This is a genomic window from Coleofasciculus chthonoplastes PCC 7420 (assembly GCF_000155555.1).
In the GTDB taxonomy this organism is placed as follows: Bacteria; Cyanobacteriota; Cyanobacteriia; order Cyanobacteriales; family Coleofasciculaceae; genus Coleofasciculus; species Coleofasciculus chthonoplastes_A.
In genome coordinates, this window is record NZ_DS989841.1 from 95,000 (window position 1) to 121,595 (window position 26,596).

The window sequence follows — 26,596 nt, forward strand, 5'->3', positions numbered from 1 at the left end:
AATGGACTTAAGCTATAAGCCAAGAACTTGAGTTCTTGGCGGGTGTCTATATAACATAAGACATAAGACCATCAACTTCTCGGACGTCCCAAGGTAGTAATATAAAGAACCGCCTCATCCGGAGGAATCCCCAAAACCTCATTCACTTGCTGATCAAAGAACCCGCCAATACCACTCACCCCCAACGTTAAATAAATCGCCGCTAAATTGAGCCGTTGTCCCAAATGTCCCGCATCCAGATGCAGGTAACGATAAGCGCGATCGCCATACTTGGCGACAGCTTTTTTCAAGTCTGCTGTGTGAAATAGAACCACACTAGCATCCCGCCCTAACTCTTGTCCTAAGCACAAAAAATGTAATTCCCGCCGGAAGTTTTTAAAGCGGATTTGCCGCAATTCTTGGGCTTTTGGTGCATAATAATAGCAGCCTTCATCTAAACCCGCCACCCCAGAAATTGCCACAAAGGTTTCAATTAAACTCAAATCCAAATAATCAGGAGAACTATCAAACCCTTGTTCGCTGTAGTGTTGGGGTTGATAGGTGAAATCGAGTAGCAATTTAAGTTCATCTAAGGATAGCGGCGCACCCGTATAAGCGCGAGTTGACCGCCGTTTGAGAATCGTATTTTCCAAGGCTTGAGGCGCATATCCTTCCCCGGTAACACTACCCCATTGAATCGGTGATGTAGTCGTAGAGATTTTGGTACAGAAGGGAAAATTATACTTGTCTTCACCTACCTTTTCTGACTCTGATTCTCCAGATGGTGGCGATTCGATTTCCTGCTTATCTGTCGGTTCAATTTGCGTCGCTTGATGCAGGTAAGCCAGCAATTCTCCATCAGGAAGTTCGGGATAGTCAAACTGCGTCGCTGACGGTAAAGCAGTGGGCTGAGAAGGGCTGCTTTGTTCCTGGAATTGATCCGTGAGGGGAACCACTGCGATCGCGCTTTCTTGTTCTGGGTTAAGATAAAGCAGATCATTCACCTTCTGATCCACAAAGCCACCAATCAGAGAGGGGCGATACCCGGTTAACGCACCCGCCAGTTCAATATTGCCCAACAAATGACCCGTATCCAGAAACACTCGGCGATAGGCGCGGTCTTCATAGCGCCAAGCTGAACGATAAAATATAGCGGTGGTGATAATCGCCAGTTCCGTTGTCTCTAAGCTAGGATGCTGGAAACACGCCTCTTGTAGCCCTGACCAAACCTCGCTATCCCAAAAGCGCACTAGAGAATGGCTAGGACACTGATAGTTATACAGTCCTGGAGCTAATATAGAAGTTCCACTGGAAATTAAATAGACTTCCGCCGGATATAATCCCCCGGCTGAAGGTGCCGCCCTTAAATAAACCGGAGGTCCAATCATGGTTGCCATCTTAGCGGTTAAGCCATAGCTGCACAAGAGCAACCGTGACAACCGCCACCAACTTTTACCGGGTTCCTGGGCGAACGCCTGGGGATCTTCTTTGAGATAGGGCTTCAGATCAATGGTCGTTCCTAGTTTATACTCTTTAAAGGGTATCGGTTGATTGTCCCAGTCTAATCGCTTATTTTTGGATGCGATCGTCTCCGGATCGTATTTGGTACGTTCGTGATAGTGTTGCGCGATCGATAATTGTGGGTTTGACATAGTTTTTTCAGGATAGTATTCGATTTTGCTTTTATCTAGAAGTTCTTAATATAGCTATCGTTATCCTAATTCGTAGCTGGTATATCTCGTCCCTATACAGCATGGGTGGGGTAGTTGATATAGGAGTTAATCATTTCCAACTTCGATAATAAAACATTTCTACCTAGAACACCAAACCGACGTTCATGATTAGTAGGATGAAAGAATATCGTCCTTTAGATACCGACAAACCCAGTTGATTAGCCCTGATTTTGAAGACTTGACTGATACTATCAAGACAGATTTCTTGTATCATATAAATCTTGACTTGTCAATCTACATCAAGGATTAAATATAAATCTTGATAATCCTTAAAAAAAAATTAGAAAAACTGTAGCTGTCGCTACAATGCCTTACAATTAATATAGGGTTTTAATCATAAATCCATAGTGACCTGATCAGGCAGATTAAATTGGGAAGAGGAAGCAGAACCTTCCAGAGTCACAGAGCAGATGCAGAAGATTGGTAGAACAGAGTTACTGACTCAATATGCTAAGGGTAGACGCGACTTCAGTGCAATTGATATCAGTGAGGCAGACTTATTTGAAGCGGATCTCCAAGGCATTAATTTGAATGGCTCTGACTTACAAAAGAGTTATCTGCCTTACTCTAATCTCAGTCAAGCCCAACTCCAACAAGCCCAATTGCAAGCGGCTGAGTTGAGCGATACTAAACTATGCCAGAGTAATCTATCTCAGGCAAATTTACAACAAGCGAATCTATCAAGAGCAACATTACGTCATGCCAATTTACGGGGTGCTAATTTAGCCTATACCAACTTGCAAGGGGCTGATTTAGCTAATGCTGATCTAAGGGATGCCAATTTGAATTATGCTAACTTAAGCGGTGCTAATTTAACTCGGACTAATTTAAGTCAAGCTCAGTTAAAGGGAGCAATTCTTTTTCGCAGTCATAATGTTAATTTTTCTAATGCTTATGTCGATTGTTCAACTATTTATCCAGATGGACATCGACATGATTGTCAAGCATCTGGGTTAAACTGTGAATCATAGGCTTAAGCCAGGAAATCAATTTCCTGGCTAAAAGCTAAAGTAAGCTTTAGCTTACTATATTTAATTTTACGTTATGGTGATAAAGAAAAGTCATTGATTTTGGTAAAAAGCTTGCTGAACAAAGCTTTGCTTGTTTCCTGCTCTCTGCTAAGAGTTCTCTAAAAACGAGGGTTTCCACCACAAGTACCGAAGAACCATAATGACTAAGATCCGGTTTATTGATTTATTTGCAGGAATAGGGGGTATACGCCTAGCCTTTGAACAAGCAGCTAACACCTTAAACTACAAAACTGAATGTGTTTTAGCAAGTGAAATCAGTCCAGATTGTCAATGGGTTTACAAAAATAATTTTAACCATGAGGTATTAGGAGATATCCGGAAAATTAACCAATTACCGCCCCATGACGTTTTATTGGCAGGTTTTCCTTGTCAGTCTTTTTCCTATGCGGGAAAAAAGGCGGGATTTGGAGATACAAGAGGAACATTGTTTTTTGAAATATTAAGATTAATCGATACCTGTAAACCTAAAGCCTTGATTTTTGAAAATGTTCGCGGTATTTATAGTCATGATCGGGGTAGAACGTTAGAAACAATCAAGCATGAACTTAAAAGCCGAGGCTATAGCTTTGATACATTTCTCCTAAACAGTGCTCATTTTGGATTACCGCAAAACCGGGTTCGCCTGTACATGGTCGGGATTTTAGGTGCTTCGCCAAAATTTGAGTTGATTTCTGATTTAGGTCCGCCCGATTCCCATTCCTATAATTGTCAGCAGCTATCCTTATTTAATCCCTTGACCCAACCTGTTGCCGTGGCTGATATATTAGAAGATAATCCTGATTCTAAATATGATTGTTCCCCGGAGTTTGTTGAAGCTCTAAAAAATCGATTAAACAATAATTTGAATCAATTGCATGGTCGGCGGCTGATTGATTATCGTGGCGGAAATTCTCTGCACTCCTGGGAACTGGGTTTACGGGGAAAATGTAGTCCAGAAGAAATTGAGTTAATGAATCGTTTTATTTTGAAGCGTCGGAATAAAGAATTCGGTCGTAATCAAGATGGTAAGTTGCTTAGTCGAGAGCAAATCGCTAGCTTTTTTAATTATCCCCATTTAGAACAAATTCTTGACTCACTCGTGGCTAAAAAATATTTACAAATTGTTGATGGTAAATACAAACCTGTATCAGGGAACTTCTCCTTTGAAGTTTACAAGTTTTTAGATCCCCGAAAAATATCAGTCACGTTGGTTGCTAGCGATGCCAATCGATTAGGAATTTATCACAATGATCGGGTTCGGAGAATAACACCGCGAGAAGCCGCACGTCTCCAGGGATTTCCCGATGAGTTTATTTTGCATAGTAACGATGATAAAGCGTACTATCAGTTGGGTAATTCTGTCAGTATCAATGTTGTGAAAGCTGTCGCCCGCGACGTTATTTTGAATACATTATCATGTCAACACACCAACAAAAGTCTGATGGCGTTGGGATGGATAGGCGGGTTGCTGTAGGAACACCAAGCAACCAATTAATCTGGTGAGTCTTGACCCTCGATATATTTCTTTAATGCCGACACAGTTACGCCGCCGCAAGAGGCGATAAAGTAAGACCCATTCCACTTTCATCCGGTAAAAATCGTTCAATTGGTATATACTGTAATAGTAATACCAATTGAAAGGCAAGTGAGAATAGCTTACCAGTACCGATTACGTCCAACAAAGCACCAAGCCACAAAGCTAGGCAGATGGCTGTCAATGTTGTGCGCTCAGTATAACTATTTGTTGGCGGATAGGTTCAACTGGTATGAGCAAAATCGTTCTCCTGTTAACGCCTGTCCTCTTGTTTGTCATCTGCCAGAACTGAGAGACAATCCAGACTATTACAGTCAAAAGAAAACCTTACCGCATCTCAAAAAGACACACCCTTGGTACGGCGAAATTCATTCTCAAGTCCTTCAAGATGTAGTCAAGCGTGTTAAGGTGACATTTGACCGTTTTCTCAAGAAGGATAGCAACGACAAAAGAAGTGGTAAACCTCGGTTTAAGGCTCGTAACCGTTATCGCACTTTTACCTATCCTCAAATGAAAGAGGGGTGTTTACAGGGCAAGTTTATTGATTTACCAAAACTCGGAAAAATTAAAGTCGTCCTACATCGGACTATTCCTGACGGGTTTAAAATCAAGACGGCTTCCGTCACCAAGAAAGTCGATGGTTACTATTTGACGCTTTCTCTGGAAGATAAAACAGTCCCAGAAATTAAGCCTGACTTCAACCCAGATAAAATCGCTGGGATTGATATGGGGCTGAAGGAGTTTTTAACGACTTCTGAAGGTAAAGTTGTTTATATTACTCAGCATTACCGTAAAGCTCAAAAGCGGCTACGGGTTATTCAAAAGCGGGTTTCACGCCGCAAAAAAGGAAGCAACGGTAGACTTAAAGCTATTAAGCAACTAGGAAAACAGCACAAAACTGATGTCCTAACGTATCCTCGTAGTGCTATATTGTACCAACCTCCTTAACCATGCTTAGGTCGTCGTACCCAGTGAGAACGCAGGGGACTGAGGACACGGTTAAGTAGGCGAATTTGTTCGGCTGTCCCCATGCAGATGAGTACATCTCCAGAGAGTAGGAGGGTTTCACCATTAGGTCCAGCAATCAGATTGCCATCGGCGCGGCGAATTGCTAAAACTAATGCCCCGGTTTGCGATCGCAAATGGGCTTCCCGTAGGGTTTTTCCGATCAAAGGACAGCTTGAGGGGTCAATCAGAAACTCTTCCATGTAAAATGAACGATCAGCCCCGGTGATAATCCCATCGACAAAGTCCATCACCTGAGGTCTCAGAGCAGCTGATGCCATGCGCTTACCCCCGGTGATGTAGGGAGACACCACTGCATCTGCACCCGCACGTTGAAGCTTTTTCAAGGCGTCTTCCGAACTCGCCCGGGCAATGGCACGGATTTTTGGATTGAGGGTTTTGGCAGAGAGGATGGTATACAGATTTTCTGCATCAGAGGGTAACGCCGCCACCAAACAAATTGCCTTGTCGATACTCACCGCATGTAGGGTACTATCTAAAGTCGCATCTCCTTGGACAACAATGTAACCCAACTCTCGCGCCTCTTCTATCTGATCAGCTTGAGAGTCGATCGTGACAAACGGAATCCCCTCAGCCTTAAATTCTAGGGCAATCTGACGCCCTGTACGACCAAAGCCGCAGAGGATATAGTGGTTGGTTAAGGTATCAATCAAGCGTCGTCGTTGCCTCAGTCGAATTCCTTGTTGAAAGTACCCTTGAATCAGGGCTTCTGTAAAGCGATTGACAATATAACCAATGGCGATAAGACCCATTAAAATCAGGGAAATGGTGAACAGGCGTCCGCGATCGCCCAGAGGATTTGTCTCGCCATAACCAACCGTCGCCAGAGTAATGATCGTCATGTAGGCAGCATCTGACCATGACCACCCTTCCACCAGTTTGTACCATAGCGTACCAATGAGAGCGACTCCCAAGAGGGCAAGCCCACCACCAATCAGTTCTTTCCGCAAACGTTGATATTTCTCTTCTAGGGTTGAGTACACGCAGATGAATGATTGATAACTGTTCCCATCATTAAGCTATTTTCACAGTAAAATAAAATTTTTGCATTGCGTCCCTGGAGTAGAAAGAACGGATGTTCATCCCAAAAATCGGAAAGCTGACCTGTTTATGCCTGAGTTTATTGATACTCTTAACCGCTTGCAGTCTTCCGGGAGAACAGTCAAGCAAAACCGTGACACTCATGGGTACGCTAACCGGGAAAGGAATTCAAGAAGTGCAACAAGTGGTAGCCCCCTTTACCGAGGCGACGGGGATAAAGGTCAAGTATGAGGGAACGGATGCGTTCACCACGGTGTTACCCGTGCGGGTTGACGCTGGAAATCCGCCGGATCTCGCCCTGTTCCCCCAACCTGGTTTAATGGCAAACTTTGCCAGAGATGGGAAACTGATACCCATTGAGCAAATTTTGTCGTCCACCCAATTGTCAGAAGCCTTTTCTCAGAACTGGCTCAACTTAGCGCGGGTTGATGATACCCTCTACGGTATCTGGTATCGAATCTACCTGAAAAGTTTAGTCTGGTATAGCCCAGCCGCCTTTGCCGAAAAGGGGTATCAAGTCCCCAAAACCTGGGATGAAATGATGGTACTGTCTGACCAAATTGTGGCAGATGGAGGCGTTCCTTGGTGTATTGGTTTTGGTAGTGGTGAGGCAACGGGTTGGGTGGGAACCGACTGGATCGAGGATATCATGCTGCGAACCGTGGAACCCGAGGTTTATGATCAATGGGTGAACCACGAAATTCCCTTCACTCATCCAGCCGTTAAGAACGCCTTTGAAAAATTTGGTACGATTGCTTTAAATCCTGACTATGTTGTTGGCGGTAAAACGGGTATTCAGAGTATTTTCTTTGGGGATTCACCCAAGCCACTTTTCGAGCAACCGCCTGGATGTTATCTGCATCACCAAGCCACGTTTATCTCCTCGTTTTTCCCCGATGATGTTGTGTTGGGAGAGGATGTTGATATTTTTATACTTCCCAGTATTGATCCAGACTTAGGTGTGCCGTTGTTAGTGGGAGGGCAAATCATCGGCATGTTTAATGATACTCCAGAAGCACGGCAGTTAATGGAGTATTTGATTTCTGTGGAACCCCATGAAATTTTAGCTGGAATCAAAGGGTCAATCTCACCCCACAAACAGGTGAGTTTAGAGGTTTACCCCGATGAGGTGACCAAGCGTCAAGCTAAACTCTTATTATCTGACGATGAACTCATCCGCTACGACGCTTCCGATCTGCTTCCTGGAGCCGTAGGCACGGGGACATTCTGGACAGGTATTATAGATTATGTTTCCGGGCAAGATTTGGATCGGATTTTGCAGACTATTGAGGCAAGTTTGTCGGATACAAAAGCTGGTAAGTAGGGGATACGCCTTTCCCCTCACCACAATCCCCCACAGATAAATCAATCCCAGACTAACTTCTAAACCAATCACCCCCCACAGCAACCAGATGCCAGAGGGGTGAGTCGTAGGAGATTTAATTCTCATGGGTGAAAATAGGTATAAATATCTTCGGCTAAACGCGAACCTATTCCCGGAACTTCAGCAAGCTGTTGTACCGATGCTTCTCGAATATAATCAATAGAACGAAAATGTGCCAATAGCTGTTTTTGACGCGCAAATCCTAATCCGGGAATCTCATCTAAGCGAGAACGGCGTAATGTATTACTGCGTTGCTGGCGATGGAAACTTACGGCGAAACGATGCGCCTCATCACGTAAACGCCGCAATAATTGCACCCCCGGTTGTTCAGCGTCGGTGGGGAGGGGAAGGGATTCACCAGGGAGAAAAATTTCCTCCCGTTGCTTGGCTAAACTCACCACTCGGACTTTATCTAACAGGTTCATATCCTGTAATACTGCAACCACGGCGGAGAGTTGTCCTTTACCACCATCAATCATAATTAAATCCGGGAAATCATTAGAGATTCCCTGTTCTCTGGAAAGGGCGGGTTTAGTTAGGTTATGGGTTTGTGGCGAAATGGTATCGGTCAAACCCGCCCCTACATCGGGGTTTTCCTGGTGGTTGGAAAGGGCGGGTTTAGTTAGGTTATCGGTTTGTGGCGAAATGGTATCGGTCAAACCCGCCCCTACATCTTTATATTTGCGAAAACGGCGACGAATGACTTCTGCTAAACTGGCAAAATCATCGGAATGACCAATCGTTACTGTCGGATTTTTTATCTTATAGTGACGATAATGTTGTTTCGCTGGCGTCCCATTAATAAATACCACCTGAGACGCTACTGGATTCGCCCCCTGAATGTGAGAAATATCATACCCTTCAATCCGATGGGGTAAATCGGATAAATCCAAAATTGCGGCTAAATCGTGCATCGCTTGGCTATTGCGGTCAGCGAATTTCTGCGTCCGTTCCAACTCATACTTCGCATTCCGTTCCACCATTTCAATTAATTCAGCTTTGGTTTGGCGTTGGGGAACTAAAATAGTAACTTTGCGCCCTTTCCGTTCACTTAACCATTCTGCCAATAACTCGGTGTCGGTTAACTGATGCTGGACTAAAATTTCACTAGGAATTTCTACCGCGTCAACGGTTTGATAATGGTCTTCTAATACCCGTTGTAAAATTGCCCCTAGTTCAATTCCCCCTGATGGAACTTCAGCGAAAAATCCCAATCGTCCGACTAATCGACCTGCACGAATCTGGAATAATTGAATACAAGCATGATTAGCATCTGCCGCCAGCGAGATCGCATCCCGTGATACGGTATCATCGGGTAGGGCAACTTTTTGGTCAGCACTGAGGGCGTTCAACCCTTTAATCTGATCCCGAATTTTCGCGGCTAACTCAAAGTTCAGCGATTCCGCCGCTTGTTCCATATTTTTGGATAGAATATCAATCAGTTCCCCTGTTCGCCCCTGAAACACCATCGCCATTTTTTGCACCATCTGGCGATACTCCTGCGGTGAAACAAGCTGTTGACAAACCCCAGGACAACGCCCAATATCATAGTTAAGACAAGGGCGGTCTTTAAACAAAGGACGAGGACGTTGACGTTGGGGGAAAATCTGCTTGAGTAGGTGTAATGTACTTCGCAGCAAGCCGACATCGACGTAGGGACCATAATAGCGATCCTTTTCCTTTCTCAGGTTGCGCTTGCGGGTAATAAAGATACGCGGATAGTCTTCTGACCAAGTAATACAAATATAGGGATATTTCTTATCATCTTTGAGCAGCACATTAAAATACGGCTGATGCTGCTTGACTAAATTGGCTTCTAATGCTAGAGATTCGGCTTCCGTATCGGTAACAATAAACTCAATCTCCACCACCTGACGCACCATCATGGCGATACGGGGACTCAGGGGTTGGGTGTTACGGAAATAGGAACGAACGCGCGATCGCAGCTTTTTTGATTTACCAATATAGAGGATGCGATCGCTCCCGTCACGCATTAGATAAACCCCAGGTTCAGCCGGGATTTCTTTCAGGCGACGTTCTAGGCGATCGGGATTATTGACTAGAGGGGTTACTTTAGCCGAGGATATCACAGATACTGATCATCTCGCTTACTCATCTTATCTCTATGATAAAACCTTTTTTTAATTCATGAGACATGGAACATTTTATTAGGACAAGAGGTCAAAGGGGAAGTCTGGAAATTAGGATTTTTATCAATGAAAAAACTACTCATGATTGCCGCCAGCCTATTTATCATATCGGCAGAATCGGCTCAAGCTTGTAGTTGTATGCGAGCTACGCCTGAGCAACATTTTGAATCGGCTAATGCTGTCTTTTCGGGTCGAGTCGTTAATGTGATCACTCCTCGTCGGACTCACCAACGTCCCCAATTTTCGTTTCCGCAAAAACGAGTCATGTTTGAAGTGTCCGAAGTTTGGAAAGGACAAGAAAGACGCCGATTAATGGTGATGACATCTGATTCCAGTGCGAGTTGCGGTTTCAATTTTACTGAAGGAGAATCTTACCTCGTCTATGCCTCACGTTCAGATAATCGCTTAACCACATCCCTATGTAGTGGCACAAAACTATTAAGCCAAGCCCAAGAGGATTTAAGGATGTTAGAATACCCAGAAACCCCATCCAATACTGTTGCGTTTAACACCTTAGAAAAAAGCTGGAATAGTGGACTAGAAGAACCCTTTGAGACAATAATTCGCGATCAAGCGACATGGGAGCAATTTTGGGCGAATCTTCATTCAATTGATATACCAACACCATCCTCTCTTGATGTTGACTTTACTGAAAACATGGTGATTGGAGTTGGACTAGGGAATAAACCCAGTGGTGGCTATAGTGTTGAAATTAAAGATATTCTCATGAAAGATGATAAACTGGTGATTAACGCTGTAGAACAGCAACCTGGACAGAACTGTCTGACGACAATGGCAATCACTCAACCGTATCACTTAGTTACGGTAGAACAATCCGATTTACCTGTTCAATTTAACCGTAAAACTGAAATAGTGAACTGTGAGTAACGTCAAGAAAGGAAACAGGAAACAGGGAACAGGGAACAGGGAACAGGGAACAGGGAACAGGGAACGGTTTGGGTCTGGTGGGTTACGGCGGATAGAACATTTAACGGTTATTTCTCTGATTAAATATCCGCCTAACCCACCCTACAATTACTGTGAGTAATGTCAAGAAAGGAAACAGAAAACAGGGAACAATTTTTCCATGACTTAAACCCCATTACTCTGCTGTATCAGTCAAAAAGTGTATTCGGTTTGCTCATATCCAGGTTTTTTCTGACGAAAACTCTGCGTCCCTCTGCGCTTACCTCTGCGTTCCTCTGCGTTAAAAAAATTCCATGCTACCGGATTTAATATCAGACAGAGAAGGGTCTGGTGGGTTACGGCGGATAGAACATTTAACGGTTATTTCTCTGATTAAATATCCGCCTAACCCACCCTACAATTACAATAAAGTAATTAGGGCTTGCTCAAAGCGTTTTCTACTCTGTCTACCATGAATACCCCAGCCCACATCATTATTAATATGCTATGCCTAGGACGCCAGGATACTTCCACTATTCTTACTCCAGTCATCATCGGTGCATTACTCCCTGATGCCCCGATGTTTGTGTTTTACTTTGTGGAAAAAGTAATTAAGGGGACACCCGAAGTAATAATTTGGCGAGAAGCGTATCACCAAGAAAGTTGGCAAAATTTTATTGATGTTTTCAATTCTATTCCCCTCATTGTCTTTGGCTTAGTTCTTACAGGCTGGTTGGGTTCCCAGATTGGTATAGTCTTTTTCTCCAGCATGTTTTTACATATTGTCGGTGATTTTCCTCTGCATCATAATGATGCCCATCGGCATTTTTTCCCATTCTCCAATTGGCGGTTCCAGAGTCCGGTTTCGTATTGGGACCCGAATCATTATGGCACTATAGTCACAATTGTGGAAATTCTCGCTGTTATTATAAGCTGTGTTGTGCTAGTCCAAAGTTATCAATCGATGACAGGTCGAATTAGCGTCGGGCTAATTGGGGTTTCTTATTTAGCCTATTTTATTTATGTTTTTACGGTTTGGGTTTAGAGTTGATAATCAGCATTACTCTTCTAAGCTTTTAATTCACTCAATCACCTCAATCATTGCTGAAAATGCCGCTAGCTTCTGGGTGTCTACGCCACGAATCCCGCGTGAAATTTTAATTCCAGCCCCACGGGAGTGGCGATCCAAATCATTGACAAATGCTTCCATTACTTCCACGGGTTCATCTTCAGCTAACAGTAAGGGTTGACGAGAATCGGCTTTCACGGTTCGGGCAATTTTCTGCACGCCCTTCAGCGCATCCCGCAAAGGTTCTGTACTGGCTAATACTAATAGTTCCACAAAACCAACTCCGTCTAAAATAAAGTGAAAATCATCTTCCGTGGGTGGGTTACTTGGAGGCGGTATAATTAAATGCTGTCCGGGTGTGACTAATGCCGCATCTTCTGGGGCATCCCAATAGGGAAATAACACGACAATATCCCCATTAGAACCGATCGCTAACACTCCCACATAGATGGCTTGACTCTCGTGGTTTTGTACCTCCACCTGAATTTCCGTGTTTTGTTTAAAGCTAGTCTTGGCGATGGTTGTGGGAATCACCCCGGCATTTTCCGCCGCCCGACTCCCCGCCCGAATCCCTAATCCGCCGCCCGCCACAGGCTGAATCGTCATCGCCACATTTAAGTTAGAGGTATTGCTGTTGAGAACCAGATGCAATATCCGCCCCGCCAGTAATGCCTTTAAACGGGGGCGCAGGCGATTTATACCTGTTGTTACTGACTCTCCCAACATGCCAAAGGAATCGGGAACCGGAATTAATCCCGCCGTAAATACCCCTAAACTGCCCACGGGGGGTAATGGGTTCATCCCTTGGTGTTGCGCCTGGGGGATAGCCTCATTCGTCATCCGTCCGATAATATAATCCACCACAGCCTCTTGATTCATTGGCACCACCGTTACCCGACTCACCGACTGTAGGGCGGTACGGGCGGCTGAAATATCCTCTCCCAGTGAGGAATGAAGTCCCACTCGTAAGCTTAAATCAGCCGGAACTCCCCGCACTCGTTCCCGCATTAACATCCCCTCTCCGGGAATCGCCCGCCCCTGCGATCGCATTCTCCCATACCCCACTAAACCAACCCGCGCGGTTTGTTCGACTTCCCCCTGAACTTGTCCCTGTTGATTCATTAGCGTAAAAATCGCCCCCTCTTGAAACGCATCCAAGCTTTGAGACGAGACTCCCCCCAACCAAAACTCCACGCGATCGCCCTCTATGTTTCGTACCACAGCTTCGGCGGCTGGGGTTGAAGCGTTCAAAAAGTAAATCGGTTCCTGTTCGCGATCGCTCCCTGGCTTCACTTCATAAACTGGATCTTGGACAATACCCGAAGAATTCGCCACATCCTTGGTACTCCGCGCCAAATTCACAAATACCGTACTCAAAGGTTCACTCATCGGTTGTTGCCAAAGATATCGCGTCAGCAAATAGGTAAACGCCCCCGCATGAAAATCCCCGAATGGTGCATCCGTCGCCAATTGGTTCCGCGCTGCTGAACCCAACGCCACACCCTTAGCAATCCCCTGACGCCGTTGCTGAAATTGTTCTGGGGTTAAATTCAACCGCGATAACCACTGCTGCTGATACTCAAACTCCTCCTGACTGGCTTGATCATCCCCACCCCCCTGGCGAGATGGAACCGCCCTAACTAAAAAGTTTCCCCGCAATCCTCCCCCAGAATGGCAGCTATCCATGACTACGGTAACGTTTTCGGTGTCCAAGGCGGACATCCACAAAAACAGAGTTCTGCCCATAATATCCCGCACCTTCCCCGCCTCTTGTCCGGTTTCAATCTGACGGTTATTGGGAACTATGGTGCTATTCAAACCATCCGGGTTAATTGGGTTGGGGTCAATCACTCGTGAACCATGTCCAGAGTAGTGAAAAACCACCACATCTCCCGGTTTTGCCTGTTGAATTAAATGGGTTTCCACGGCGTCGATAATGCCTTGACGGGTGGGTTTAATCGGGGTTTCATCCGTCACCCTGAGAATATCGTGGGGATTAAACCCAAAGCGTCGCACCAACAATTCATACTGCAACTCCACATCGGTTAAACATCCCTGTAATGTGGGGATAGGGGCGGGATAATTATTCACGCCAACCAATAGTGCCAATTTACGGGGAGTGCTTTGGGCAAGAACTTGGGCGTAGCGATTGGCTTGGCGGATTAAATCCAATTGGCTCAAACCCACCGTAGCGAGAGTTGATCCGGCTATTTGGAGAAAATGACGGCGCTTGAGTTTCGGCATAATGCAATGCTTCCCTTAAATCGGTCTATTATGATCGAGCAAGACGGGTATGGGGGGGCTGACGTTTCCCTGCACCGGGAATTCTGACAGACAACTACAGAAAGAGCGATCTTGCTTTTAGCAAAAGCTATAATTTTAACCAATCCGGCAGGTTCTCACCCATCGCCGTTCTGGGATAGACAGTGGTTGATAAATTCACCTATCTCTGATTGGCTTTAGGTTATGCACTTATGATTACGTTCTGTAAATATTTCTCAAATCCTTGCCAACGACAACAGATGTAGCTTGCTGGGATAGAGGCGAGTACTACCAATAACGAATAACGAATAACAAATGACAAATGACAAATAACGATGAAAAAAGTATTTTTTTTACTCGGTGAACTAAATGACGATGACATGGATTGGATGCTCGCTGTGGGACACCGAAAGGAAGTTACCCCAGGAATCATCCTAATTGAGGAAGGTAAACCCATCGATACCCTGCTGATTCTGCTAGAAGGAACGTTATCGGTATCAGTTTCAGCCTTGCAAGGCAAGACAATCGCTCGATTAACCAGTGGTGCGGTTGTCGGGGAAATGTCTTTTGCCGATACTCGTCCTCCCTCAGCTACGGTTCAGGCGGTGGAACCCTCTCTGATTTTATCCATTCCGCGTCATCATCTCCTGGAAAAACTGCAAAAAGACGAAGGATTTGCCTCACGCTTCTATCGTGCGATCGCGATTTTTCTGTCTACTCGATTACGGGGTACGGTGCGATATCTGGGTTATGCCAAAACCGATTGGCTTAAGGACGAGAATGAGACTGAAGAGTTATCCCAAGAAGTCGTTGATAATGTACCCCTTGCCCAAGCCCGATTCGATTGGCTACTGAGGCGTTTGCGAAATAATGACCATGCGGTGCTTCCAGATTGATGAGGACTCTAGGTGCGGAGGGGTTCCAGGTGTAGGGGAGCGGGGGAGAGATTGTCAAACCTATGTATTATCGAATACATCTTTGTGGTAGACCCCTCCCAATTTAAAGTTTAGCCTTTATTTCTGTTGGCTGGAATTCTCTGGCGTATCAACCTTGGGTACAATGTCAGGACGCTCTTTATTTTCCCAACCGGCTGGACGCTTGGAGTTATACCAGGCGATAGAGCCAAGGACAACAGCGGCGATAAAGCCGATCACATAGACCAATGTAAACGAGAATGGAAATTCAGATGCTTGAGCTGCTCCTGCTTCCATCAATAAATTCAAATACATAGATTCACTCCTTATCCTATTTTGGCTATCCTATCAAAACTTTCAGGAGAATCTATCACCCCTGAGACCGAATTGCCCTGACAAAGATGTTGGGGAGATGGGGAAGATGAGGGATATGAGGGATATGAGGGCGGGTTTTGAACCAACGTTATCGTCAATAGTGAAACGAAAGTCCCTAAACCCGCCCCTACAAATCAGGTTCCCTTGAAGGTTGGCAAGGGTCAAAACCTTACTCCTCAGACGCAGGAGGAGCAGTGACTGGTGCAGGTGCTGGTGCAGGTGCAGGTGCCGCCGGAGCGGGTTCAGGTGCAGCTTTGCGCGAGGCTGGAGGCGCTGGGGGCGGTGCTACAGGCGCTGGGGCGGGTGCTGGGGCTGGCGGAGCCGAAACCGCTGCAGGTTGAGCTGGGGCGGGTGCTGGGGCTGGTGGAGCGGGTTTGGGTGCAGGTGCAGGTGCTGACCGTCTGGGTGGTGGGTTGCTGGGCGCTGTGTTGCGAACCGGGGCTTGGCGACGGGAGGAACGGGCGGGTGCAGGTTGGCTCCTAGTGTTACTGCGACTACTTCCACCACTGCTTCTGCTGCTGGTTGAACGTCGTGGGGAATAACTACGACTGGTGGAACGAGAGGTTGAGCGTCTGGTGGTCGAAGCGCGGCGGCTTGTCCGTCTTCTGCTAGAGTGAGTCTGGTTTGTCTTCTTGGTATAGGTTTTTTTCGGCTCGATTGGCTTGGCTTCAATCGTCCCTTCTCGACCATCGAGTTTATCCGGTCGATCCGGAAAGTCTTCCGCCCTCATATTTTCGACGGCTTCTTCCATAAAATCGCGCCAAGCGATCGCGGCGGTGCTACTTGCTCCCCAAGTCGGTTTATTATCATCATTACCCAGCCAAACGCCAGTCACCAGTTGGGGAATGTACCCGATGAACCAGAGGTCACGGGCTTCGTCTGAAGTGCCTGTTTTGCCCGCTACGGCGCGATCGCGTAACTGAGCGTTTCCCCCTGTTCCAGACGTGACCACATTGCGAAGCATCCAGGTCATAATGGCGGCGGTGTCTTCGTCAATGGCGCGATCGCGTTGGATCTGTTCTCGATAAATCACCTTACCCTGTCGATCCAGAATACGGCGAATTCCATGGGGTTGGACATGTACGCCTTGAGTGGCTAACGTGCCATAAGCACTGGTCAACTCCAGTAAATTCACTTCTGACGCCCCCAATGCCAAGGAATAGGTTTTGTTGAGGGTCGATTCAATACCCATTTTCTCGGCAATTTCCACCACTGGGTCCCAACCCACCTTGATTAAGGTTTTCACTGCCACAATGTTCACTGAATTGGTCAGAGCATCCCGAATCGAAGTCCAACCGCGAAAGTTTTCACTATAGTTCTTGGGTTCATAACCATCAACGACAAAGGGGGCATCCTGATAACTTTGATAAGGAGAGAAACCTGCCGCGATCGCGGTTGTGTAAACAAATGTTTTAAATGTCGAACCTGGTTGGCGTTGTGCCTGGGTGACGCGGTTAAATTGCTGATCTAAGAACTCCTTACCCCCAACCATAGCTTTGATTTGACCATTACGCGGATCAATTGCCACTAATGCGGCTTGTTCAAACCGTTGGTATTTGCCATAGGTTTCGATTGTCTCTGCCACCGCTGCTTCTGCGGCTACTTGCCACTGCGGATTGAGGGTTGTTTCCACAATCAATCCCTTTTTGCCTAAAACATCGGGGGGAACGTATTTCGGCAGTTCTTGTTGAATATATTCCGTAAAATAAGACGCCTGTCGATCTAAACGCTTCGGGTTGCTGCGCTTTGTCCGGAGAGGAGTCGCGATCGCGGCGTCTGCTTCCCCTTCGGTAATATACCCATTTTTCTGCATCCGGCGTAGCACCACATTCCGCCGCTCTTGGGCTATTTTTTTGTTAATAAAGGGAGAATACTCGCTCGGTGCGGGTGGCAAGGCTGCCAAGGTTGCCATCTCCGCTAAAGTCAATTCTGTGACGGGTTTACTAAAATACACCCAAGCCGCATCCGCGACGCCATACGCCCCAGACCCCAAATACACCAGATTCAAATAGCGCTCCAAGATTTGATCTTTCTCCAAATCCTGCTCAATTTTTTGCGCCATCCGCATTTCTTTGAGCTTGCGACCTAGGGTTTGTTGCTGATCAAAATAGACAATCCGTGCCAACTGCTGGGTAATCGTGCTACCGCCTTCCACCACATCTCTGGCTAACAGATTCGAGAACGCCGCCCGGACAATCCCTTGGTAATCCAGTCCACTATGATTTTCAAAGCGTTGGTCTTCAATCGAAATAAATGCTTGTTTCAGCTTGTCGGGAATTTCCCATATTTTTAGATTATCGTGGGTCGCAGGTCCAATTTGCTGGAGAATCGTACCATCGGCGGCTTTTACGGTAATCGTCTCATCCCGGATATAGGTCAGCACATCATCTGTGGACTCCGGTAAAGTTTCTTCCAGGGCTTGCCAACCCAAACCGAAGGCGATCGCACCGCCACTGATCCCCACCATTCCTATCCCCACCCAAAACTTACGCCGACGATAGATAGGAGGGGGTCCGACAAATGACTTAACCAGGGTACTCGGGATTCCCTTGATCCCATTCATCGTCACCGTTACACCCCGGCGGCATCGTCTTGCCAGACCCAAGCGTGGTGACGGTTTTGGCTGGGAGTCTGGTTGAATCTGATCCTCTGAGGCAGCCTGGGTTTTTTGTTCCGTTACTGCCTCCGAATTCAACTGACTTGATGGATCTTCGTGCTTTGGGATAGAATTTGACACTTGAACTCCTCAATTAAACCACAAGCCGCCATGACCTTTTGCTTATTTTAGGGCTTGGGATCACAATTTGCCGGATGGATGAAGCCAAGCTTCCTTCTCAGTAGAATCCCGATGCGTAAGACTTGGCAATCTAGCGTCATCCTAGCATCGGTTTCGTTGGCGTTGAGGTGTCCCAGGGGTTCAATCGATTTTGTTTGTCAATGATTATCATTTTTTCTTTTTAAACGGTTTAAGTCACTCCAGCGCTCAAATTGTATCTCAACTATTGAAAAAATCCCACCGTACCCAGGGATACTGGGATTGGGGGCAAGTTTGGACACCATAAGGCGATCGCACTTAAAGAGGTATAGCAATAGACACATCGATTAGGACGTTCGGCACCATTTTAGAGACGCGCCATGGCGCGTCTCTACTCACCCGATTAATTTATTGGTCATTTCTGTACCGACAATGACCCGCCTATCCATCCCGACACCAACCTGGGTACAGGTATGGTGTGGGGCTTCCGGCGAACAGAGCTAAATCGTGAGGGACACAGATTCACACAGACAACTAACTAATTTCCCCACAATCATCTTTTTCTCTTTTGCCTCCCCAGAACTAACGCTTCTGTGAAATCAGTGCTATTAACCCCCCAACGCCCCACCCTTACCATCTTCAAAAATCCGTGAAATCAGTGTGCCAGATTCTTACAATAGAAAGGCACAAACCTCATTGCCTCAAACGCTGCTTGTGACTGCTTCTGCCTTTACCGCTGAACGCCTACTCTTTACACCGACTACCCCGGAAACCGATGCCATCCCCACCATCTTTGCCTTTCCCAATGACTACACCGTAGGCATCACCAGCCTAGGCTACCAGGTGGTTTGGGCAACCCTAGCATCGCGATCTGACTTACAAGTAAGTCGCTTGTTTACCGATTGCCATGAACCGTTGCCCAGAAAAGCCGAATTACTCGGCTTTTCTTTATCATGGGAACTCGATTATGTCAACATATTGACCCTCCTAGAATCCTTAGAGATTCCGGTACGATCCGCACAACGAGAGGATCACCATCCCCTCGTGTTTGGTGGCGGACCCGTACTCACCGCAAATCCTGAACCTTTCGCTGATTTCTTTGATCTGATTTTGTTAGGGGATGGGGAAACCCTATTAGGGGATTTCATTGACGCTTATAAACAGGTTCACCACGCCGATAGAACCGAGAAATTGCGGCGTTTAGCCCAAGTTCCAGGGATATATGTTCCCAGTCTGTATACCATAACCTATCAGGATCAAACAGGCGCGATCGCATCGATTCAACCCGTCGATTCCCAGATTCCCGCCACCGTCACCAAGCAAACCTATCGCGGCAATACTCTATCCGCCTCCACCGTAGTCACCGAAAAAGCCGCTTGGGAAAATATTTACATGGTGGAAGTGGTACGCAGTTGCCCAGAAATGTGCCGCTTTTGTTTAGCCAGTTATTTAACCTTGCCCTTTCGCACGCCGAGTGCAACGGATTCGTTGATTCCAGCGATTGAACGCGGATTGACGGTAACTAAGCGGATTGGCTTACTGGGGGCGTCGGTGACTCAACATCCAGAGTTTGAGGTATTGCTGGATTATCTGGCACAACCGGACTATGATGATGTCCGCTTGAGTATTGCCTCAGTGCGAACCAATACGGTTACGCCCAAGCTAGCCGAAACCTTGTCGAAACGGGACACGCGATCAATTACTATTGCCGTGGAAAGTGGTTCGGAACGATTACGGCAAATTATTAATAAGAAATTGAATAATCAGGAGATTATTCAAGCGGCAATTAATGCCAAGGCTGGGGGATTAAAGGCACTCAAGCTGTATGGGATGGTGGGTGTTCCCGGAGAAGAGATGTCTGATGTGGAACAGACGGTAGCCATGATGAAGGCGATCAAAAAAGCCGCCCCAGGTTTACGCTTAACCCTGGGATGTAGTACGTTTGTTCCCAAAGCCCATACCCCCTTTCAATGGTTTGGCGTGAATCCCGCCGCCCAGAAACGGTTGAAGTATTTGCAGAAAGCCTTGCGATCGCAGGGGATTGACTTTCGCCCGGAAAGCTATAACTGGTCAGTAATTCAGGCGCTAATATCTAGAGGCGATCGCCGATTGTCAGAGTTATTGGAATTAACGCGGCATTATGGCGATTCTGTGGGCAGTTTTCGGCGGGCGTTCAAGCAGTTAAAAGGCAAGTTGCCAGAATTGGATTTTTATGTACATGACAATTGGTCAACAGAGCAAATATTGCCTTGGAGTCATTTACAAGGGTCTTTACCTCAAGGTACATTAATAAAACATTTGGATGCGGCGATGTCTATTAGTCATTAGTCATTAGTCATTCGTCCTTTGTCCTTTGTCATAAGTCCTTCGATAACTCATGCAAGATTTAAAAGCAGAACTCGCCCAATCTGTCGATGAAGCCGCCTGGGATTGGCTGGTTCCTCACGCTAAACGAGATGTTGTGATTGTGGTGAAGCCAGAGTTAGATCTACTGGATGTTGGAGTCGCGATCGCGAATGATGATACATTGTCTGTCCAGTCTTGGATTAGTCACCAACAGCTTCACAAACCGTTTGCGAATCAATTAGCCGATTGGAATAGCGATCAAAGTAAACGTTTTCAAGCTTTGATTGTACAACCCTATGTTTTAGTGCAAGAACTCGCCGCCTAAAACATTGCTGAGTTTAACCTCAATAAGCGGTTACGTTCCAGACGTGCCATGGAACGTCTGTACCAAGTCCTTGTAGGGGCGGGTTTAGGGACAATTGTAGGGGCGGGTTTAGGGACAATTGTAGGGGCGGGTTTAGGGACAATTGTAGGGGCGGGTTTAGGGACAATTGTAGGGGCGGGTTTAGGGACAATTGTAGGGGCGGGTTTAGGGACAATTGTAGGGGCGGGTTTAGGGATTAAATTCAGCTCCTCACCGATAAAGGAACAACAAAACCCGCCCTCCTCACCGATAAAGGAACAACAAAACCCGCCCTCTTCACCGATAAAGGAACAACAAAACCCGCCCTCCTCACCGATAAAGGAACAACAAAACCCGCCCTCCTCACCGATAAAGGAACAACAAAACCCGCCCTCCTCACCGATAAAGGAACTCTCATAAGTTCTATTTTTTCAGGAAATTGGATGTCTGACCCAGAGTCGCCCCAGTATGTCCAGTCGTCACCCACAATAACGCCCTCGCACCATCCCGCAGGGATTTCTCAATCGGTTCCGGATCACGTCCTAACGACACCGGGACGGGTTTAAGGGTGATCCCGCGACTGCCAAACACAATTTCACCAATTACCCGCGCCCGCAGCATGTGATCATCTGCCGTAATCAAATAGACACCATCGATTCCTTGGGCTTTCAACTCATCCACCAACGTCGTAAAGTTCGTCACCGTATCGGTAGCGCGGCGATCAATATGCAGGTGGTTACGGGGAATTCCGGCTTTGGCGAATACCTTTTCGGTGTACCAAGACGGACTACCGGAAGATACCCATATATGAAGATCGGGGTGCTGCTGGGCGAAATCCGCCGCAAACAGTTCTCGTTCTTCTTCTCCCCCTAAAACCAAAATAGCTTCCGGCTGGATCAAATAACTTTGAATTTGCTTATAGCCACAGAATAGCGAAACCGCCAAAATCGGCATCAACCAGGACAGTAATCTAACCTTAGAGCGCCGCGATCGCGAAAACAAGTATCGCCGTTGACGCACAGAAATCCTCAAAAGCATGAATAAACAGATGAATCAGGTGGTGTCAAGGAGGAGCGCTCGTTTGGGCGGAACCTGGAAATCCCCCTACATCGCAAGATACCAGTCTAAAGGTACGCTTAACCGCAATGCAATCCATTACTGGAAAAGTTCTACGATCCCCTCAAAACTTTCCACTCTAACCCTCTGTTAGTCCGTACAGATTTGATACTCTCCAACTTCCAGACGCGCCATAGCGCGTCTCTACATAGCAATCTCAGCCGAAAACTTTCCGGTCTACTGATATTCTCTTACTGACGGGACTGGCCGGATTCGAACCGGCGACCTAGCGCTTCAGATTGGTGTGAGTTTCCTCACTCTCTGGACTATCCCTTCACCTTGGGCGTATCGCCTTTAGGTGGTAGCCGTTCTGTTTAAGGACGTTTGTACTTTATAGAGCATACTGTCGTGGATGTAAGGACGAATAAACGCTAAAAAGCGTTTTCCTTCCTTCGTTCCCATTCGCAGACGATAAAGGCTTTTGGCTTTACTTAAACCCCACTTAAATCCCCAAACCTCGGCAAAATAAGCAACAATGATCTCATTTTGTTCTTTAGAGAGATAAGTATTCAGCTTAAGCGTTAGAGCATGAACCTTTCCGTCTTTTTTTGGGAAGGACTTAGACCCATCATCCATAAACCAAATCGCTATTCCCTGGGGGGTTAAGAAATTCAGGAACGTTCGCGTGATTGTTTTGGTTCCAGCTTGATAAAGCTTCTTAACTAAGACCCTTGTCAGAGGAATTAACTTGGGTTCTAGGCGAATTTGGTCATAGCCCTTTTTTGTACTCCAGCGTCGGAGACTGACTGGTTTTCCGGTTATTTGTTCGAGAAGCTCTTTTTTAAATAAGAGATACTCCTCATGCTTGGATGAATTCTGGATAAAGAAATTGTTTTGATTTCTTTTTCCATCACCTAATAACAGTCCAGCCAGAATACCGCGTTGCTCTACTTTCGATGAGACATTGTAGTCCATCTTTTATTGGTATCCTTAAACCAGTCTCTGCACCTTCCGATTCGTTTTTAGAGTGGAGTTTTGCCAGATTGACTTAAACTCAAACGAATCGGCTTGGCTCAAGATTACCGTATCTGGGATCAGACTTAGGCTTCCTTGAATTTGACTACATTCACTCGTCAGGTTTCCCTGGCGGTGCCCGATTTTTCAGGAGGCGCTTGCTCTATCCATCTGAGCCACAGCCCCATTTCAACTCAACCATTATACCCAATCCTTTCTCTCTAGTCATTTGGTCGGGGCGGGTTTTGCAGCTAAGCTAGGGATAACAATCAATATTAGTCCCTAAACCCGCCCCTACACACAGACGACGTGCCATGGCACATCTCCCCCAGCTCCCAGACGTGCCATGGCACGTCTCTACATGCTCCCCTGCTACTAAGAAATCCAGGGCAATTTCGCCTCACCTGTCCAAACCTGATCCCAAGGTTCTCCACCCACTTCCAATCCGCAAACTGAGCTATGGGCGTTGAGAATCGTTTTCGTAGTTCCCCCACGTCGATCGCGCAGTTCCAGAGTAAGCTCACCCTGCATGGTATCGCGGCAAATAAAGATTAAACCCTGTTCTGTTGGGGCGCGGAGGGGAGTACCGGGTAAATTTGTCGTACTTGTCAACTCAACCTCATAGTCAGCATTACGGGCTTGCATTTGCCAGCTTCCCCACGGTTGAATCTGCCAGCGCACCTCTGAATTCCAGGGGACAAATTCATAAAATTTACCCTGATAATGGATACCAATTAACGCGGCGGATTCCATCCACCACAGCACTCCTCGCCTACCGCCCCCCGCCGTGAGTGCTAAGTCTGGTTCATGATCAAAACTGTTGCAATTGAGCCAAAACCACTTTTGCGGAAACGAACGCCCCCAGTTTTTTTCGCCGTAAGCCGGAGCATTGGTAAACTCGTAGCGTTGACCCTTCCACTCAATCCAACCCGTCGCCCAGCCATGAGCCATCAAAATCTGCCAACCGGGTTCAAATATCTGAAAGGACGATAACCAGCCGGCTGTCGATTGCTGAGGCTCATCGCGACTCGCCCAACCATAGATGGGTTGAATTTGATAGCGCCAATTACAGTAATCCCCCGTGGCGGGATCGCTAATTTTACCTTGATTCCAGGTGGCGGTGGCTTGATACCCTTGCTGGATGTGATTGTCAAAGGTTAGGGGATCTAGATATTTGGCGGGAATAGCTAAGTCCGTTTTACCCCAATGTCCTAGGGCTAATGATGAGGCAGATGCCCAAAATTGCTCAACATCTGGAAACGTCCGGCAGAGGTAGCCATCCTCAAGACCCAAAACTTGAGCCGAGCCACCACTGTGGGGTTGACCGCCAATGGGATCTTCAATGGAATACATGAAGCCAAAGGTCTGACCCCAATCGGGTAAGGTGACTCGATAGTACCACCCTTCAAAGAAGCGAGAACTACTTCCATCCCAGTGATAGCCGCTATGGGGGGTTTGCAGGAGATTGGCATTCATTCGTTGAGGTAAGGTGAAAGGGGGCAGGGGGAGATGAGGGAGATGAGGGAGATGGGGAAGAATTTACAAATGACGAATGACGAATGACGAATGACGATAAAAACTTTACCAAAACTTTATAGAGAATTAGTATCATTCATAAATATTAAGCCATAATGATCTAAAGCACTGGAAGAAGAATAATTATGTCACGTTTTGTTATCAATTTTTAAGATGAGTTAAATGTGCGTGCGGATCGGGGTAGCTGAGCTAAGGTGGCGAATCAAACACCGACGACGAATGGATGGAGCGATCGCGGCGACAAGGTCTTAGACTTAGCCCCAGCCAACTGCTTAGATAAGGTTATATCAAAGATGGTTCAAAACCCTGCTAGTTCTACAGTTTCCCTAGCTGAATTTTCGACACTGACAGAATTGCTGCGCTGGAGGGCGCGTCAGCAGTCAGATAAATTAGCCTATAAGTTTCTCGTTGATGGCAAGCCAGACGGACCCGAACTCACATACACGGAACTTGACTGTTTAGCCCGGGCGATTGGCGCTTGGCTGCAACAGCATAGTAGCCAAGGGGAACGGGCGTTACTCCTGTATCCCCAAGGATTAGAGGTGATTGCTGCGTTTTGTGGCTGTTTGTATGGGGGAATTATCGCGATTCCGGTACCGCCTCCGGATGGGGGACGGATGAAGCGCACGTTACCCAGACTGCGATCGATTGTCCAGGATGCTCAAGCCTCGATTTGTTTAACCACAGGTCGAATCCTGTCTTTACTGGAGAATGGACGGGAGGATTTTCCCGAATTCGACCAAATGCAATGGCTGGATACGGAACAGGTGGATCTGAATCTAGCTGAATCCTGGCAAGATCCCAAAACCAGTCGGGATGATCTAGCGTATCTTCAGTACACATCAGGGTCTACCTCCACACCCAAGGGAGTGATGCTATCTCACCATAACCTGATGTTCCATTCCGGCTATCTGAATGAAGCCTGTGGTTACGATGCCGATAGCGCCACCGTGACTTGGATGCCTTATTTCCACGATTACGGGTTAGTTCAAGGCATGGTGCAACCCCTTTATAACGGTACGCCCTGTTATGTGATGTCGCCCTTCTCGTTTATTAAGCAACCGATGCGCTGGTTAGGGGCGATTTCTCATTACCGGGCAACTCATAGCCAAGCGCCGAACTTTGCTTACGACTTGTGCGTGCGGCGGGCAAAACCAAAACAACTGGCAAAACTGGATTTGAGCAGTTGGCAAGCGGCGGGAAACGCGGCGGAACCGATTAACCCGAAAGTGATGCAGGCGTTCTTTGAAACCTTTGAACAATGCGGGTTTCGCTGGAATGCCTTCGCTCCAGCGTATGGATTAGCGGAAGATACGCTGCTGGTATCGAGTAAGCCATTACTCACCCCGCCAGTTCTGTGTATCCTGGATGCGTCCGCCTTAGAAAAAAATCGGATTGTTCCCGTATCCAGCCCCCAAGAGGGGGTGAGGATGTTACCCAGTTGTGGGCGTCTGGTTTGTGAGACTCAAGTGGTTATCGCTAATCCTGATACATTGACCCAATGTGACCCTGATGAAGTGGGGGAAATTTGGGTGAAAGACCCCAGTGTTGCCCAAGGGTATTGGCAACGTCCAGAGGCGACAAAGGAAACCTTTCAGGCTTATCTGACAGATACCGGGGATGGTCCATTCTTGCGAACCGGGGATTTAGGATTTTTGAGGGATGGTGAACTGTTTATTACGGGTCGGATTAAAGACCTAATTATTATCCGAGGGACGAATCATTATCCGCAAGATATTGAATGGACGGTACAAGCGGTTCACTCCGCCTTGCGTCCGGATTATGGTGCAGCCTTTTCCATCGAGGCTGGGGGGGAGGAACGATTGATTACATTGCAGGAGGTTGAACGTCGAACTCAAGATGTCAACTTTGAGGAAGTGATTGGCGATATTCGCCAAGCTATTGCTGAAGAACACGAAATCCCGGCGTATGCGGTTGTCTTAGTTCAACCGGGAACGATTGAGAAAACCTCAAGTGGTAAGATTCAGCGCCGTGCGGCGAGAACCAAGTTCCTAGATGGAGAACTGGGTGTGATCGCGGATTGGAGTGAAAATCCGAAACTGACGAGTAAGTTCCGCACTCTCCAGGGAGAAGTCGATGCTTTGGCGCAGCAATTACAAGTTCCGAAATCTTAGGGTTAGACAGGGAACAGGGAACAGGGAA

At 46.8% G+C, this 26,596-nt stretch carries 20 protein-coding genes and 2 pseudogenes; 12 read left to right on the plus strand and 10 right to left on the minus strand.

The window, feature by feature from the left end; all coding sequences use genetic code 11:
- Positions 1-71: 71 nt before the first annotated feature.
- Positions 72-1,631 (minus strand): SagB/ThcOx family dehydrogenase, encoded by a 1,560-nt coding sequence (locus MC7420_RS00420; RefSeq protein WP_006098166.1) that lies wholly within the window; start codon positions 1,629-1,631, stop codon positions 72-74.
- A 491-nt stretch (positions 1,632-2,122) separates the two neighbouring features.
- Between MC7420_RS00420 and MC7420_RS00425 the strand changes: the two genes are divergently transcribed.
- Both MC7420_RS00425 and dcm read left to right on the plus strand, forming a co-directional pair.
- Complete coding sequence (locus MC7420_RS00425; RefSeq protein ID WP_006097989.1) at positions 2,123-2,683, plus strand: pentapeptide repeat-containing protein; 561 nt, start codon at positions 2,123-2,125, stop codon at positions 2,681-2,683.
- A 199-nt stretch (positions 2,684-2,882) separates the two neighbouring features.
- Entirely contained in the window at positions 2,883-4,196 is a 1,314-nt protein-coding gene (gene dcm / locus MC7420_RS00430; RefSeq protein WP_006097981.1) for a DNA (cytosine-5-)-methyltransferase, read from the plus strand.
- A gap of 17 nt (positions 4,197-4,213) precedes the next feature.
- Here dcm and MC7420_RS36405 read toward each other — a convergent pair.
- Positions 4,214-4,303 (minus strand): annotated as a pseudogene (locus tag MC7420_RS36405) (transposase); the annotation flags it as partial.
- 64 nt (positions 4,304-4,367) lie between these two features.
- Between MC7420_RS36405 and MC7420_RS00435 the strand changes: the two are divergent.
- A pseudogene (locus tag MC7420_RS00435) lies at positions 4,368-5,153 on the plus strand (RNA-guided endonuclease InsQ/TnpB family protein); the annotation flags it as partial.
- Positions 5,154-5,200: 47 nt separating this feature from the next.
- On the opposite strand, the gene MC7420_RS00440 reads toward MC7420_RS00435, so the two are convergent.
- Positions 5,201-6,265, minus strand: coding sequence for a potassium channel family protein (locus MC7420_RS00440; RefSeq protein ID WP_006098057.1), 1,065 nt, complete (start codon positions 6,263-6,265; stop codon positions 5,201-5,203).
- 92 nt (positions 6,266-6,357) lie between these two features.
- Here MC7420_RS00440 and MC7420_RS00445 point away from each other — a divergent pair, with 92 nt between their 5' ends.
- Complete coding sequence (locus MC7420_RS00445) at positions 6,358-7,647, plus strand: ABC transporter substrate-binding protein (RefSeq protein ID WP_006097951.1); 1,290 nt, start codon at positions 6,358-6,360, stop codon at positions 7,645-7,647.
- 122 nt (positions 7,648-7,769) lie between these two features.
- Here MC7420_RS00445 and uvrC read toward each other — a convergent pair whose 3' ends face one another.
- Positions 7,770-9,797, minus strand: coding sequence for an excinuclease ABC subunit UvrC (gene uvrC, locus MC7420_RS00450; protein WP_006098110.1), 2,028 nt, complete (start codon positions 9,795-9,797; stop codon positions 7,770-7,772).
- Positions 9,798-9,923: 126 nt separating this feature from the next.
- Here uvrC and MC7420_RS34710 point away from each other — a divergent pair, with 126 nt between their 5' ends.
- The 3 genes from MC7420_RS34710 to MC7420_RS00460 all read left to right on the plus strand — a co-directional run bounded on the left by MC7420_RS34710 (position 9,924) and on the right by MC7420_RS00460 (position 11,808).
- Positions 9,924-10,745: a protease complex subunit PrcB family protein gene (locus MC7420_RS34710; protein WP_006097776.1), complete on the plus strand. Its 822-nt coding sequence runs from the start codon at positions 9,924-9,926 to the stop codon at positions 10,743-10,745.
- Positions 10,738-10,905 carry a hypothetical protein gene (locus tag MC7420_RS38855; RefSeq protein WP_006097964.1) on the plus strand — a complete coding sequence of 56 codons (168 nt, stop codon included), beginning with the start codon at positions 10,738-10,740 and terminating at the stop codon, positions 10,903-10,905. The genes MC7420_RS34710 and MC7420_RS38855 overlap by 8 nt, the downstream gene beginning before the upstream one ends.
- A 330-nt stretch (positions 10,906-11,235) precedes the next feature.
- Positions 11,236-11,808, plus strand: coding sequence for a hypothetical protein (locus MC7420_RS00460; protein ID WP_006097782.1), 573 nt, complete (start codon positions 11,236-11,238; stop codon positions 11,806-11,808).
- A 36-nt stretch (positions 11,809-11,844) separates the two neighbouring features.
- Here the strand turns inward: MC7420_RS00460 and MC7420_RS00465 are convergent, their stop codons facing one another.
- Positions 11,845-14,076, minus strand: coding sequence for a caspase family protein (locus MC7420_RS00465; RefSeq protein ID WP_006097974.1), 2,232 nt, complete (start codon positions 14,074-14,076; stop codon positions 11,845-11,847).
- 353 nt (positions 14,077-14,429) lie between these two features.
- Here MC7420_RS00465 and MC7420_RS00470 point away from each other — a divergent pair, with 353 nt between their 5' ends.
- Positions 14,430-14,990 (plus strand): cyclic nucleotide-binding domain-containing protein, encoded by a 561-nt coding sequence (locus MC7420_RS00470; RefSeq protein WP_006097909.1) that lies wholly within the window; start codon positions 14,430-14,432, stop codon positions 14,988-14,990.
- A 117-nt stretch (positions 14,991-15,107) separates the two neighbouring features.
- Here the strand turns inward: MC7420_RS00470 and psb35 are convergent, their stop codons facing one another.
- Positions 15,108-15,317, minus strand: coding sequence for a photosystem II assembly protein Psb35 (gene psb35, locus MC7420_RS00475; RefSeq protein WP_044204387.1), 210 nt, complete (start codon positions 15,315-15,317; stop codon positions 15,108-15,110).
- Between the two features lie 235 nt (positions 15,318-15,552).
- Complete coding sequence (locus MC7420_RS00480) at positions 15,553-17,946, minus strand: transglycosylase domain-containing protein (RefSeq protein ID WP_006097892.1); 2,394 nt, start codon at positions 17,944-17,946, stop codon at positions 15,553-15,555.
- A gap of 906 nt (positions 17,947-18,852) precedes the next feature.
- Here MC7420_RS00480 and MC7420_RS00485 point away from each other — a divergent pair.
- Genes MC7420_RS00485 through MC7420_RS42195 form a run of 3 tightly spaced genes read left to right on the plus strand, consistent with a single transcriptional unit; the run spans position 18,853 to position 21,247 of the window.
- Positions 18,853-20,466 (plus strand): B12-binding domain-containing radical SAM protein, encoded by a 1,614-nt coding sequence (locus MC7420_RS00485; protein WP_044204390.1) that lies wholly within the window; start codon positions 18,853-18,855, stop codon positions 20,464-20,466.
- A gap of 49 nt (positions 20,467-20,515) precedes the next feature.
- The gene (locus MC7420_RS00490) at positions 20,516-20,809 is read left to right on the plus strand and encodes a DUF2288 domain-containing protein (protein ID WP_006098254.1); all 294 of its coding nucleotides are present in this window, start codon (positions 20,516-20,518) and stop codon (positions 20,807-20,809) included.
- 48 nt (positions 20,810-20,857) lie between these two features.
- Positions 20,858-21,247 (plus strand): glycine zipper family protein, encoded by a 390-nt coding sequence (locus tag MC7420_RS42195; protein ID WP_006098066.1) that lies wholly within the window; start codon positions 20,858-20,860, stop codon positions 21,245-21,247.
- Positions 21,248-21,250: 3 nt separating this feature from the next.
- Here the strand turns inward: MC7420_RS42195 and MC7420_RS00500 are convergent, their stop codons facing one another.
- The 3 genes from MC7420_RS00500 to MC7420_RS00510 form a co-directional block, all read right to left on the minus strand.
- Positions 21,251-21,865, minus strand: a complete 615-nt coding sequence (locus MC7420_RS00500; protein WP_044204116.1) for a YdcF family protein — start codon at positions 21,863-21,865, stop codon at positions 21,251-21,253.
- Between the two features lie 372 nt (positions 21,866-22,237).
- Positions 22,238-22,858, minus strand: a complete 621-nt coding sequence (locus tag MC7420_RS00505) for an LAGLIDADG endonuclease (protein WP_006097803.1) — start codon at positions 22,856-22,858, stop codon at positions 22,238-22,240.
- A 414-nt stretch (positions 22,859-23,272) separates the two neighbouring features.
- The gene (locus tag MC7420_RS00510; protein ID WP_006097816.1) at positions 23,273-24,373 is read right to left on the minus strand and encodes a tocopherol cyclase family protein; all 1,101 of its coding nucleotides are present in this window, start codon (positions 24,371-24,373) and stop codon (positions 23,273-23,275) included.
- Positions 24,374-24,726: 353 nt separating this feature from the next.
- Here MC7420_RS00510 and MC7420_RS00515 point away from each other — a divergent pair, with 353 nt between their 5' ends.
- Complete coding sequence (locus tag MC7420_RS00515; RefSeq protein WP_044204397.1) at positions 24,727-26,568, plus strand: fatty acyl-AMP ligase; 1,842 nt, start codon at positions 24,727-24,729, stop codon at positions 26,566-26,568.
- The last annotated feature ends 28 nt before the right edge of the window (positions 26,569-26,596 follow it).